General features: G+C 36.4%; 10 protein-coding genes. 8 read left to right on the top strand and 2 right to left on the bottom strand.

Annotation, left to right across the window (positions count from 1 at the left end; translation table 11 throughout):
* Positions 1 to 4: 4 nt before the first annotated feature.
* Both arcC and ACP3VS_RS11115 read left to right on the top strand, forming a co-directional pair.
* On the top strand, positions 5 to 937 hold the full coding sequence (arcC, locus tag ACP3VS_RS11120; protein ID WP_036161696.1) for a carbamate kinase: 933 nt from the start codon (positions 5 to 7) through the stop codon (positions 935 to 937).
* Between the two features lie 909 nt (positions 938 to 1,846).
* Positions 1,847 to 2,446: a nitroreductase family protein gene (locus ACP3VS_RS11115; protein WP_036216265.1), complete on the top strand. Its 600-nt coding sequence runs from the start codon at positions 1,847 to 1,849 to the stop codon at positions 2,444 to 2,446.
* A 619-nt stretch (positions 2,447 to 3,065) separates the two neighbouring features.
* Here ACP3VS_RS11115 and ACP3VS_RS11110 read toward each other — a convergent pair.
* Both ACP3VS_RS11110 and ACP3VS_RS11105 read right to left on the bottom strand, forming a co-directional pair.
* Positions 3,066 to 3,317, bottom strand: coding sequence for a GlsB/YeaQ/YmgE family stress response membrane protein (locus ACP3VS_RS11110; RefSeq protein ID WP_036161700.1), 252 nt, complete (start codon positions 3,315 to 3,317; stop codon positions 3,066 to 3,068).
* A 708-nt stretch (positions 3,318 to 4,025) separates the two neighbouring features.
* Positions 4,026 to 5,048, bottom strand: coding sequence for an MBL fold metallo-hydrolase (locus tag ACP3VS_RS11105; RefSeq protein WP_036168332.1), 1,023 nt, complete (start codon positions 5,046 to 5,048; stop codon positions 4,026 to 4,028).
* A gap of 626 nt (positions 5,049 to 5,674) precedes the next feature.
* Between ACP3VS_RS11105 and ACP3VS_RS11100 the strand changes: the two genes are divergently transcribed.
* The 6 genes from ACP3VS_RS11100 to ACP3VS_RS11075 all read left to right on the top strand — a co-directional run bounded on the left by ACP3VS_RS11100 (position 5,675) and on the right by ACP3VS_RS11075 (position 13,995).
* Positions 5,675 to 6,250 (top strand): TetR/AcrR family transcriptional regulator, encoded by a 576-nt coding sequence (locus ACP3VS_RS11100; protein WP_031415937.1) that lies wholly within the window; start codon positions 5,675 to 5,677, stop codon positions 6,248 to 6,250.
* Between the two features lie 559 nt (positions 6,251 to 6,809).
* Positions 6,810 to 7,376, top strand: coding sequence for a TetR/AcrR family transcriptional regulator (locus tag ACP3VS_RS11095; protein WP_036161706.1), 567 nt, complete (start codon positions 6,810 to 6,812; stop codon positions 7,374 to 7,376).
* Positions 7,377 to 7,433: 57 nt separating this feature from the next.
* Entirely contained in the window at positions 7,434 to 9,272 is a 1,839-nt protein-coding gene (locus ACP3VS_RS11090; protein WP_099805842.1) for an alpha/beta fold hydrolase, read from the top strand.
* A gap of 528 nt (positions 9,273 to 9,800) precedes the next feature.
* A complete protein-coding gene (locus ACP3VS_RS11085) occupies positions 9,801 to 10,577 on the top strand; it encodes a GNAT family N-acetyltransferase (protein WP_031415939.1) in 777 nt (258 codons plus the stop codon).
* Between the two features lie 631 nt (positions 10,578 to 11,208).
* Positions 11,209 to 12,201: an ABC transporter substrate-binding protein gene (locus tag ACP3VS_RS11080; protein ID WP_031415941.1), complete on the top strand. Its 993-nt coding sequence runs from the start codon at positions 11,209 to 11,211 to the stop codon at positions 12,199 to 12,201.
* Between the two features lie 141 nt (positions 12,202 to 12,342).
* The gene (locus ACP3VS_RS11075; protein WP_426388718.1) at positions 12,343 to 13,995 is read left to right on the top strand and encodes a helix-turn-helix domain-containing protein; all 1,653 of its coding nucleotides are present in this window, start codon (positions 12,343 to 12,345) and stop codon (positions 13,993 to 13,995) included.
* The last annotated feature ends 297 nt before the right edge of the window (positions 13,996 to 14,292 follow it).

Genomic DNA, 14,292 nt, shown 5'->3' with positions numbered 1-14,292 from the left:
AGAAATGGGGAAAAGTGTAGTTATTGCTTTAGGTGGTAATGCTATTTTACAGCCGAAACAAGAAGCAACTTATGATAATCAATTCAAAAATGTAGTGTCGGCAACAGGCCATATGGTAGAAATTCGAGAAGCGGGTCATAACATCGTCATTACACATGGTAATGGTCCGCAAGTGGGGAATATCATTGCCCAAAATGAAGCTGCGAAAAATGTAGTCGAACCACTACCAATTCATGTCTGCAACGCAGAATCACAAGGTTTCATTGGTTATATGATGGAAACAGCTTTAAAAAACCATATGAAAGAACGTGGCATAGCTACAAATGTAGTGACATTGCTAACGATGGTTGAAGTCGACAAGGATGATCAAGCTTTTAAAAATCCGACTAAACCAATTGGTGTATTTTTTTCAGAAGAAGAAGCGCATCGTTTAGAAGAACAAGGCTTTACTATGGCAGAAGATGCTGGGCGAGGATATAGACGAGTTGTCCCTTCACCAGAACCAAAAGTGATTCATGGTATCGATGAAATTAAACGTTTACTTGATGAAACGATTGTTATTTCATCTGGTGGTGGCGGTATACCTGTATATCGTGAAGACAGTGGTCAATTACATGGTATTGAAGCAGTCATTGACAAAGACCGTTCAGGATTAAAGCTAGCACAACAAGTGAATGCAGAAGTTTTCATGATGCTAACAGATGTACCAAATGTCTATATTAATTTCGGTAAAGAAAATGAGCAAAAGCTAAGCCACATTACTGTGGCAGAAGCTGAACAGTATGTTAAAGAAGGACAATTCCCGGCAGGTAGTATGTTACCAAAAATGCAAGCAGCTATAGAATTTGCAAAATTAGGGAAAGAGTCAATCATTTGTTCAATCGATCAAGCAGTAGCTGCATTAGATGGAAAAGCAGGTACACGTATTACAAAATAAGTTTAAAGGATGGTTCAATAACCATCATCCATTAAGTTTGCAACGTCATGAAGTGAGGAATCACGGACTATAGACGTTGCAAACTTTTTTTCATTTGTGGAATTAGTGTGAAAAAGGAGTTTGAGACATTAACTGTTTAGCAAGAGGCTTAAGTAGTACAGGTACATTTTATGTCCATTACTCTAATATCTTTGCTGCCATTGAAGTGGAGGACCTGTCTTACTAAATTTTTATTAATTATTGGTTTAGTTGGTAGCCAGGAGCCATTTTTCCCCTTTCGTACTCGTCAATAACAGGAGGAAGGTAAATTCCGGAGTATCATCACATACTATTAGGTGATGCTGGAAAACGAGAAGGCGAAACAAGTAGTTGATTTTGTTGAGGAAAAGATGAGGAAATTATGGCTGTTATATAGATTTTAGAATAAGACTTTAAGAGATATAGTAAATCAGTAATCGCACATTCCTTTATAAAACGAAATGGTTTTAACACTTAATCCTCAGAGTTAAACTTTGAGGTCTTATTTATATACCGAAAAAAATTAACTTTTCTTAAGCTATCGTTATTTAACGATTAATCATTATTGATGAGATGGACTAGGAGTAACAACTTTCACAGAACATCTATTGTACTGTTGATTTTTGATTAAACAAAATGATTGAATCTTTTCTCCAATTTACCCCTGAATAGTCTTACTTTTGTTTGGGTAATATATTTTTGAACATTAAACGTGATTATATAACTTTCAATTCTTTTTTGATTTAAAAGTAGGAGTGACGGACAAGTCCAGTTTGTTTTACTTGGTGGAGGTCTTAGAAATAAAATGGCCATTTGAAAATTTTAAAAAAGTTTTGGTAAGTAAAAATCTCGAAGCGCCAGGTACAATTTAAATTTCAGGAGGAAAAAATGATGACAAAAGATTTCTACACTACACTTAAAGAAAGACGTTCTTACTACGGAATTAGTAAAGAGGTAAAAATATCGGATGAAAGAATTAAAGAAATTGTAGAATTTGCTGTGAAATATACTCCGTCAGCATTTAATTCCCAAACAGCTCGTATTGTTGTATTATCTGGTGACGCACATAATAAATTATGGGACATCACTACTGAAACATTAAGAAAAGTAGTAGGCGATCAAGATTTTTCAGGAACTCAACAAAAAATGGATTCCTTTAAGGCAGGTTATGGCACAGTATTATTCTTTGAAGATCAGGCTGTAGTTAAATCGCTTCAGGAGCAATTTGCACCCTATGCTGAGAACTTTCCAATTTGGTCAAATCAAGCATCAGGTATGCATCAATTGGTCGTATGGGCAGGTTTGGAAGCAGAGGGATTAGGAGCTTCTTTACAACATTATAATCCACTAATTGATGATGAAGTGAAAAAAGAATGGAATATACCTGAAAATTGGAAACTTATTGCACAAATGCCCTTCGGTAACCCAACGGTAACACCAGGTGAAAAAGATTTCCGACCGCTTGAAGAGCGAATGAAATTTATCAAATAATTAATTACAATATACCCCAAATGTTTCAAACCCTTACCGTCATTCATGGTAAGGGCTATGTTGTGAAAACGAGTATGGTAAAATTACAACATCTACAATCAAATATATAAACGAATGGGAGAGCCTGTTTAGGGTTCTCCTTTTTAAGAATCTGGTGTTAAAAAAGAGCGAAAGTCCCCCTGTAGGTATCTGTTGGAAAGGGGAGCTTTAAAGTTCTTAATCCTTGATATAGCCGGCGGGATACTTTGCGGAAATGAAACGATATGTATACATCAACTAATCAGGTTCCATTTTTTATTTTCTCCATATAATTAATTGGAGAAGGCGAGGATGTTAAAATGTTGGAGAGTGAAAGATTAGTTTAGTTAATTATACAGAAGATGATATTAGTGTTTCAGAGAGCTTGCTAAATAATCCTATATGGTAAGGCACATAGTAAATGGAGAAGTTCGTGATAAAGAACAAATTCATAAATTAGCATCAAAGTAAAAACGGTCCTCCACAGATAAGTTTGTGGAGGACCGCCTTTTTATTATAAACAAAGTCAGCATTTATAGTCGGTTACATGTGATTCATTTAACCGTCTTGAAATAAAAACTAAACGAAGTAATTTAGCGTACTACGCTTGACGCAATGATTTCATTATTAAGCTTACAATGAACACTAGTATAATGGCTCCAATGAGAGCAGGGAAGATGTAGAAATCAGAAATTTTAGGACCCCAACTTCCTAGAAGCATCCCACCAATCCAAGCACCGATAATCCCTGCAATAATATTACCAATAATGCCACCTGGAATATCTTTTCCTAAAATTATTCCTGCAAGCCAACCGATAATCCCGCCGATTATTAAAAACCAAATAAAACTCATACTATCCATCTCCTATTTTGTATTTTAAGTATTTCGCTACAGTGTTATATAACCCTTATGAACACCTTTCAAACTATAAGGAGAAAAAAATTAAAATTGGTCTTATGTTTAAAGAAGAACTTATGTTCAACAATCGGGCGCAATTGTTGAACAACATAGATATTGCTTAATAAGACTCTCTTTTGGTGAACTTATTTTCAGAAGAGAGTCTTTTCATTTATCATGGAATATGGATTTATGAGATTTTCTAATCAAACTTTCTCCTAAAGCCACAAATTATTCTGGTGGATATTAATACGTTTTTAGGAGAGTGTGATATTTTTTACCTCAGGCCCATAAGATATTTCATTGGTCATTCGTTCCTTCTCTAGTGACGAGGGGGTACAACCAGTTTCTGCAAGTGTAATTGCTACGGAACACCTGAATGCAGAAATTCCAAGAGAGTTAACAGAAGTGACATCTATCCACTTTAGGTGTTGTTTTGCATTTTACATATAAAAAAGCTATCCAAGGGGGATAGCTTTTTTATATGTAATTCCGAGAAGTCTAAAGCTTCCTCCTTTAATCTTAATCATACTGGTAATTGCCTCGTAATCAGAAAAATTTTCAAGCTTTATAGAAATGCCTAACAGTGAGACAGGTAGTTAGTTCCTTGAATTAGTTGTGGTAAGAGATGTACGAATCCAATCGCCTCTGCAGATGTATACTCTATTCCTGCCACACGCTCATAGGGTCCCATGGCTTAATTCGATTGCCATATTTCTCGGATAAAAAAGCTTTCATGTCTTCCAGTTTTGTAGGAACCTCGTTCCAATTTGGAAGAGATGGCAACCCGCGTTTGCTTTTTAAGAGAATATCTACCGTAACATATAAACGTTCTGGCTGAATCCAATGAAGGAAGCGAGAAATATCGATTTCCTTAGTTAGGGACAAGGAATCAATCTCGTCATTGTAATGCTTGTTGAACTCGCTTATCACGTTCAAGAGGTAGTCTCTCTGTTCCTTCACGAAATCCAGGCCGCATATGGCGCCATGCCCTGGAACAACGATTTCAGGTTGAATGTCATCAATAATGCGATCAAGTACTTTAATCCAGTTGAGGGTTCCTTCTTCACTGTATGCCGTACAACCGTTAAACACGACATCGCCGGCGAACAGCACTTTTTCTTTTGGCATCCACAACAGCAAGTCACTGTCAGAGTGGGCCGGAGCTACATTGTAAATCATAACTTCAGTATCGCCAAGCCGTATGTTAATATCGTCCTTTAACTCTATATTCGGGTGCACCCATTCTACGCCCTCCAGGTCGAATCCTTCAAATTCCGCTGCAAAAAACTGCTCTCCCTGAGTCGATTCTGGAGAATGTTTCCCTCTTTTGATGACGCTATCCATCCAAGCTATATTTTCAGAAAGACGCTCCCTGGCCGCTTCCTTGTGCATAATAATGCAGGCTTCTTCAAACACTTTGTTCCCCCAAGTATGGTCGCTGTTATAGTGCGAGTTCACCACGTAGGCGGGAGAGCCGCCATTGCTTACTTCCTTAAAAGCCTCTCGCATTTCTTGCGCATGGAACAGATCAAAGAACGTGTCATACACCAGACCTTCCCCTTTGTTGATAAACCCAGCATTGGCCCAACTGATACCACGATACGGCGAAATACCGGCAAAGACGCCATCTGCGACTTCAAAAAATTTAACCCGAGGTTTTTGGATAATACTTTTATACTGCATAACAATTCCCCTTTACATATATGTTTATTGAGGTTAGTCACCCTATATCTTTATTATAGAGAATGGAAAACAAAAAGCAAGCGAGCACTTGCGTGCATTCATTCTATTATGTAATATGATAATAACTGAACAACACCACACTACATGGATGGAGGCGCTACAAACATGAAACTGGTAACCTTTCAAATCGAAACTTCGAAAGGAGATTTTTTGGGCTTGTCATTAATGAGAAATTTGTCGTGTCTTTTGCCGCAATCATGAAAAAGCAAGGGACATTCGTTGACAGTCTGAAAAGTATGGACAGCTATCCACAACATTTGCTACTGCCGCTAAGGAGCTCATGCAATACGCTGTTAGACAGCCGCATCAATTCAATGAAAATGAAATCTGTCCAATTACAGGGGTAAAACTGCTGCCGCCGATTCCGAACCCGGCTGCACTTATTGATTTCGGGATGACGCCAAGACATCTGAGAAATGCTGGCGTAAATCTGCTGAAAAGAGAACACACATGAGCGAAAAGAGAGGAGTTTAAATAAACGTTTACGAAGATGATGAACCCCGACCCTATTGTCTATGTATAACTTGTTGTATAATGGGTTTAACATATGCAAAAGGAGTAATACAATGCATACTTCAGACAGAATCATTGAGGCCGCGACACGGCTCATAAAAAAGAATGGCTATCGGGGAGTAAGCACTAAAGCCATCGCAGCGGAAGCTACAGTCAATGAATCTACAATTTTCCGGCACTTTGGAAGCAAGCAAGGCATACTGGAAGCCATCATTGAAAGGCATTCGGATATCCCACAATTTGAGAAGCTGTTAATGGAGGAAGCGACCGATAATCCGGAAGTTGATCTGCTGAATGTAAGCCAGCAGTACCGCTTGTTTTTCCATAAAAATAAGGATATTATTTTGATTGGCATCCGCGAAAAAGGCATATTTCCTGAATTAGACAGAGTGCTGGCAGAACCACCAGTGAAGCTGCACTCTTTGCTCGTTGAATATTTTGAACGACTGCAGAAGAAAAAAATCATAGCCAGTCATGATGCGCGTCTTGCCGCCATGTCTTTTCTCTCGACGTGCTACGGCTTTCAGATGAGCGAGCTGATTCACCAGCAATATCAGTCTCACTTCGTCACCGAGGAAGAGTTCTACAAGTACATTGTCTCATCGTTCGTTAAAGCAATATTGTCTTAGTCATAAAAAGGCTGTAGCCGTTTATACGAAATCTTATGGGTATGCTTCACTTGATGAAATAAAAGAAGGTATATTCCAAAGTGTAATTAATAAAATTCAATAGATATCAAATTTTAATTATCTAGTGTATTAAAGAATTTTCTGAAGTCGAAATAAAATTACATTATAAAAACATGAGACAAATAATAACATCTTTGGTTGAAATACAGGGTAATGCATCTTATCAATTCAACGTCTATAGGTAGTTGCATTGTAGAAATAAGTTAATGTATTAAGGAACAATAAAGTCATAAAAATTATTAAAGAAAGCTGCTGTCTGTATTTTACAGTCGGCAGCTTTTTCAAAATCTGTTTTTTGAAGAAATTAAGGCGACAGTCACCAATAATAAATCTATTAAATAAAACTCCACAACAAGCTTCCCCCAAAAAAATGAAATTATTAGCAGTAAAATCAATTAAAGTATAGCTTTTTTAATCAATTTTTTTATTAAACTAACAAAAATACTTGCAATACGCATTGTAGTACTGTACAGTACTAATTATGACAAAGGTAAAATTAATGAATCAAAAACGTGTGATTGAAGTCGCTGCAACATTATTTTTAGAAAAAGGGTTTGCTTATACTAGCATGGATGAATTAGTTCGTGTAAGCAAAGTTTCAAAGTCTAATGTGTATTATCACTTTTCTAATAAGGAAGAATTGTTGGAAGGGGTCGTGGATTATTGGATTGAAATGTATCAATCTGCAATTGATGACTTACTATCTCAAAACCAATTATTAGTTGAAGATCGTATCCAACTGTTTTTAAAGCAATTATCACAAGGGGTTCAGACGAGGGAATATAAGGGGAGCTGTCCGTTTATTACGCTCTATATTCAAAGTCCAACAAATGCCACTAAAGTAAAAGAGAAAATAGGTCTTTTTTTTCAAGGATTACAAACGAAAGTTTCTCTATTACTTAAACAAGGGGTAGAGAATGGTGAATTTAGAAAGACAATTAATATTGACGAGGTTGCATCTCTTTTTATTACAAATCTTGAAGGAGCGCTATTTATTTCAGAAACACTGGAGGATGCAACTGTAATTATGAAAACAGCAGATCATTTTTTTAACTTGCTTCGATAAAAGAAGCATTTTTTTTACACCAAATTAGTACTGATCAGTACTACAAGGAGGATTTTTATGAAAACAGTATTTTTAACGGGTGGAACAGGTTTTATAGGAAAGCAATTAGTGAAGGAATTAGCCAAAGAGCATGTTAAAATTCTTCTATTAGTGAGATCGAAAAGTAAAGCAACACGCATTTATCAAGAAAGAGGCATCTTAAAAGAGGCAGTTATGCACTTTATTGAAGGTGATTTGACAAAAATAGACTTAGGTCTAAGTGCTGAAGATAAGGAGTTGGTATTGAAAACGGATGTAATTATTCACGCAGGAGGCCCCATGGATATTCAATCGACAAGCAAAGAGGCATCTTCCGTCTTTTTAAATGGCGCCAAACATATTAGTGAATTCGCTAAAAGTATTCATCAATTGAAGGGCTTGCAGCAATTTATTCATGTTGTAGGCTATATGAGTCCCTTTGATGATAAAAATAGCAAGATTGCAATTGATGTGTTTAAAGAAGGAAACAATTATTTAAAAATAAAAAATCCATATGAGAAAACAAAATTTTTAGCAGATCTTTATATCCGTCAGCAGGCCTCAGCAGTAGGTTACCCGCTGTCTGTCATTAATCCGCCAACTGTGGTCGGTAGTAGTAAAACAGGGAGTACAGAGCAGATAGCAGGATTAGGTTTGCTTGTGACAAGTATGCGAAGAGGGCTCATGCCAGTGATTCCTGGTGGTAAGGGATATAGGTTGCCACTGATTTCAAACGATGAGTTTGCGAAGTTTATTGTGCAGGTTTTCAAATTGGAGCAGCCGGCTATTCAAACATATACACTTGTTGAAGACAAAGAGAACGATCCGAACATTGCTGAATTATTAAGTGTTATGTCGGAAAGTATGAATATGAGGGCACCAAAAATCTCTGTTCCCATGCCGCTTATGAAAACAATAATGAATAGTGGCGTAAGCAAAATAACCCAAATTCCTGCTGATGGGCTGAACTTTATTACAAATCGAACATTTTCAAATGGTTCAGCGAAAAAGATTATGGGAGAAGATTGGTTTAAGGAGACAAATGTAATGAAATTTTTCCCAGCCGTAGTAGCTGATCTGGATTATCGATTGATGTATCAAAATGGTGAGCATCATCATTTATTTGAGCGAACATTATGTGACAACAATACCCTTTACCAATTACAAGGAGAGGGTAAACCATTTATTTTATTACATGGTTTATTAAGTGATGGAGAGGATTTATTTCCTTTAGGGAAAGAGCTTCATGAAAAAACGGGTCGACCTGTATGGATTATGGACCTTCCAGGTTTGGGACGTTCTCCTTTTAAACGAGAGAAAAATCTTTTAAATATCTATTTGAATGTATTGAGAAAGTTATTGGAGAAAGCTACTAGTGGTGCCCATCTAATTGGCCATTCGTTTGGTGCGTATATTCTGCTGAAAGCATTAGAACAAAAGTACATAGATAAGAAGTATACAATTACTTTACTTCAGCCACCTGTTGCTAAAAAAAATGCTAAATCGATAAATGTTCCTCAATTTATGAACAAATGGACATTGAAATTGGCAACTACTAATTTGATAGAGCGTTATTTATTAAGTAATGGTTTATTTGAAAGTACGGAGAGCATCCCTGAACATTATATTGAGAAACTAAGTAACAGTTTTACTTCTCCTAGAATTTTAAATACTACGGTTCAGCTTAATAGTTTACTATTGAAAAACGTTCAAGGTGATTTCAATGAAGTAACAAAGGTTAATCTTCACATTATTTGGGGGGATTATGACAGAGGCTATTCGGCTCCTTCACATCTTGGTAAGATTGATTTTGTTCCATATGGTCATCATTTTCCTCTTAACCATCCAAGTGAAACGGCTAATCTGATAATAAAATAGGAATACTAGTAGATGAACGAGTGGGATTAATGAAATAAAGTCGTCCTGTTGAAAACTAATGTTTAGTATCCTTTACAGGTAGAAGTGAAAATTGCTGATAGAATACAGTCGAAAAAGTATACACCTAACCAGTTGTCGGAATTTATTTGACGACTGGTTATTTAGTATTGTTCTGCAGAAGAATTGTACTTTTTCTTTTTGGGGGATTTTATAGTGTATGAAATCTGTCATTTATCAGTGTATATTTTGGAAAAATCTGATAAAATAATGTTCATGAGAAGGAGGCGGTATATTATGAAAATCGCGAACAAATTTAACGGGGTGCATCTTTTTTAAGGGATGAGCGTATAAATCATCTTTAAACACTGAAGGGAAATTAGTGATTATTAGAGACTATGAGTTAATGATAAGACTGGTTGGGTAAGATGCCGAACACTTGCGTTTTTACGATAATTGATACTAATCAATAGATTAATTAATGGAAAAATATTCAATAGAAAAAATTTAATACATATAGGAGGGTCGCTCATGGATAAAAATGAATTAATATCACTATTCCACAAAGAACTTCGACAAGAGGCTCACGTACAAGGTTACATAAGAGAGGAAACAGAGCATGTCGTGCGCCACATTTCACAGTTTGGTGAAAAAGGGTTCATTATCTCATCTAATGTAACCGAAGGCAATGTAAGAGAAATTATTAAGAACGAGTTAAACTATTTTAGTAACTTTGAGCAGGATTTTGAGTGGAAAGTGTATAGCTACGACAAGCCTGATAGTTTAAAAGATATTCTTAAACAAGAAGGATTCACAATAGAGGATCCTGAAGCACTAATGGTCCTGAAGTTAGATAATCAGCATCCCTTGCTTATTCATGACCAACACATCGACATTAAGGAAATAACGGATGAACAAGGTATTCAAGACATTATTGTTCTAGAAGATACCATCTGGAATGCATCGCACGCTGAGCTGGGAGAAAGACTTTGGAGAGATAAACAGAATAATCCTGACTCCCTATACCTTTATGGAATTTATGAAGATGGTCTGCTTGTAAGTGCTGCTTGGATGTACTTAGAGAAAAACTCCTCCTTTGCTAGCTTATGGGGAGGTTCAACGCTACCGTTGTCCCGAGGAAAAGGTTATTATACAGCACTTTTAGCTACTCGAGCAAAAAAGGCTTATGAAAATGGGCATCCTTTCCTTACTGTTGACGCCAGTCCAATGAGTAGACCTATCCTAGAAAAGTGCGGTTTTCTATGTCTTGCATACTCTTATGGCTGCCAATCACCTTCTACTAAGTAGTAGAGCCAAATAGAAGCCCATGTTTTATTCCGTTAAAGGGCGCTATTATTGAACAACATAGCTGGAAAATAATCAAACTTTTTTATAAAAATCTTATACTTATATAAAAGGAGTAACTCCATTTTGAACAAACTTTATTCAAAATGGAGTTTTTGAAGTTGCTATTAGATAAGGATTGAGGGATATTTTTAATCAATCTTTATTCCAAAACTACAGTAATATCGATAAAAGGATAAACAAATCCTCATTCCGATGGATTGTTTAACGGAGTTGAAAAAAGAAATTTTCAAATATTGTCACGATAAAGACGGGCGCAGAACTTACACGCTTATAAATTATGCTACGTTCGTGGAGCTCGCTGGAGAAATCAAATAGATAGCTAATCAACAGCTTGTTGATATAAAAAGAAATCACTAAAATGGTTTCTTTTTTCTATAGCGAGATAATCCTTATGCTTCTTCACTAAACATGAAGATAAAAAACCAAATGGCTTTCATAATCCTGATTATTGACATTTATCCAAATAAATTATTGCGTTTTTTTCATTGTTTCGCCCTTTCATAACATCTATAATAACCCTGTAAATGATAATCATTTTCAATTAAGGGTAAATCGGAAAGGGGTAACAAATATGAAGCAGTATATAGAAAAACGAATTATGCTATGGGGGAGTTTCCTCCTGTTGCTAGTGGTATTAGTGGCATGTAGTTCTAGTAGCAACACATCTGATGCGAAGGAAAAGGAAAACGAGAAAACAGCTCAATCTGATGTGCAAGCAGAGAAAAGTGAGACAACTGTTCCATATACAACGATTACAGGTGAACAGATTGAAATACCTGCAGATCCAAAACGAGTTGTTTATATTGGTCAGACAGTTGGTGATTTCTTGGCGATGGATATTCCGGTTGTTGGTAATAATCTTCCCAAAGATTCTCCAAGTTACTATGAAGGCAAGCTTGAAGGAATCATTGATATTGGAAACCCTGCTGACTTAGAGACGATTCTGACTTTAAAACCTGATCTTATTATTAATGGCTATTACAAGGCGGATCCAAATCTTAACGAAGAATTGTCAAAAATTGCTACTACGATTCCCTTTAACCCTGCTCTTCCTTATACAGAACGAGTAAAAGAGATGGGGAATATCCTAGGTAAGCAGGAAGAAGTAGCTCAATTGCTTGCTACGTATGAAACAAAATCTAATGAAATGTTTGATAAGTTTCATTTAACAAAAAGAGAGACCGCAACAGTTTTCTATCAGCTAGGTAAGACGCTTTATGTTATGGGGGATCGTAGCCTAGGTGCTATTATTTATGGAAAAAATGGCTTTGCCGTCCCATCAGCAGTACAAAAAAATATTATTGATGTAGAAGGGGTATCTTTCCTTGAGGTTTCCGAAGAGGTGCTTCCTGAGTTTGCTGGTGATCATTTGTTTGTAATTGTACAAGAGGATAGTGAAAGTGAAGCAGAAGCTGATCGGCTGCTACAAAGCCCGATATGGGGAACTTTGCCTGCGGTCAAAAAGGGAACAGTTTATGTTGTTCCTAATGAATGGAATACAGATAATTTATTAGCTTTGGAGCAATTATTCCAAAAGCTACCAGAGTGGATACGCAAACAGTAAAAATTGTATCCGTCCCATCAATTTTTAAACGGCTAGTATGCTAAATAGCACATATTCGAACAATAGTTGATAGTGGGTCATTCTATGTTACAATAACGATAATGATAATGATAATCATTTTCAATAGTTGGAGAGTTGCTTATGAATCTGGCATCCTTATATATTAGACTACAACACTTTGACCGATTTCAAGTTGATCGAATCATGTCAGCTAATAGCCATAAAGAGGGAATAAATAATTATGAAACAAATGTATGCACATTATTGATAGCTCTCAGTCATGACATACGACTGTATGTAGACAAAATGGCAATCGATCTACGACAAGGAAGCTGCGCTCTCATTTTACCTGTACAAAGCTACACGGTAGAGTCAAGTAATAAAGAGGCACAGCTTGCTCGCTTTACCTTTGAAACCTTTGAAGTAGAAGGAATCACTTTGAACCGAATTGCTCATCCACCCTTGCTTTATGGTTATCCCTATCATCTGTTATTTTCTCAAGTCAAGCAGGTATTAGGAAATGAAGCAATGATAAATAATCGATTTAGTTCCATGGCCATGCTGCAAGGTAAACTTCAGCAATTACTAGCTATGATGGTTCAGTTAGATGAACAAGCTAACCAGCTACAGAACGAAGAAAAGACACAATTGGTTCAACAAACTGTACAGTACATAGAACAGCATTATGATGAGGATTTGACAGTTGAACAATTAGCTACCATGGCTGGAATGGTAAGATGGCAATATAGTCAAAAGTTTAAAATATTGACCGGTAAAAAACCGACTGACTATTTGACTCAGGTACGTATAAATCAGGCAAAAAAACTTCTAAGTAATTCCACAGAGCCATTGAGAAAAATAGCTCGACAAATTGGGTTTAAGGATGAATATTATTTTAGTCGATGCTTTCATAAATTAACTGGAAACACCCCACGTGAATATACAAACAGTCATCTTTATACTCCAGAAAGAACAGTTATTGATTCATTTGGTAGAAAGATTCATGTTCCTAAAGATGTAACACGTATTGTGACTGATGGCAAATTTACACTTGGGGAATTGCTTGTTCTAGGTATACCCCCTATAGGAGCGGCCATCTCAATAATGAAAGATAACGTGGTTTATCACAATCAATTAAGGAACATTCATAGTATCGGGCATTGGGTAGATCCGGATAAAATAGCACAGCTGCAGCCAGAGTTATTATTGCTTAGCTATTTTCATCCTGAACATGACTTGCAGAAACTAGATGCGATTGCTCCTACTATTATACTGAATAGCAAGTTTAGTCTATTTGAGCGGTTACGATATATCGCTAAACTATTTGGACGGTGTAAAGCGGCGGAGAAGTGGATTACAACATATGAGAACAAAGTAAGATTAGTACGTAGGCAATTAGCAGATGTTTATGTTGCTGGGGAGACGGCTACTGTTTATCTCAAGTTAGAAACTAAATATTATGTTATGTGTCAGACTGGATTGGCTGCCAGCTTGTATGAATCTCTTGGCTTTCGTCCTACTCTCAAGGTAATGCAGCTAATGGAGCAAGGTCAAGCATGGATAGAAATTCAGCAGCATCAAATAAATCACTATGCTGGAGAGCGTAATTTTATCTTGGCTTCCCCCCAAGAATTACTAACCATTACTCACTGTCCACAAATCGCCACGTTAATCGAGCTAGCCCCTGGTAAGACTCATTTTATAGATTTTACATGGAATCATTGTGATCCCATTACACATGAACGGTTGTTAGAGGTAATACCGTCTATTTTTAAGAAGAAAGTTATTCAATAATCAAAAAGTAAAACTCGATCCATTAGCTGGATCGAGTTATTACCATTAATCGTATTTCTGTTGAGACTGTTAGGGTGACGTCCAAGCTCTCCTCCTCGTATAAATACCTTGGTCACTACTTTCTTATTATTAAAAGCTTCCTATAATTTATCGTTCAAAAGGGAATTATTCGTTCAAATAATACTAATTATCGTTTAAGCTGGATTCTCCTTAAGACGAATAAAATATTCATCGTCACAATTAATTGCACTTCCAATTGTCAGACAATAATCTAATCTAAGCCAACAGATGTAGTAG

The sequence above is a fragment of the Lysinibacillus sp. VIII_CA genome (assembly GCF_049943995.1).
Lineage (GTDB): Bacteria > Bacillota > Bacilli > Bacillales_A > Planococcaceae > Lysinibacillus > Lysinibacillus pinottii.
Note: the sequence above shows the minus strand (reverse complement) of the source record. Positions and strands in the feature narration are given on the sequence as shown.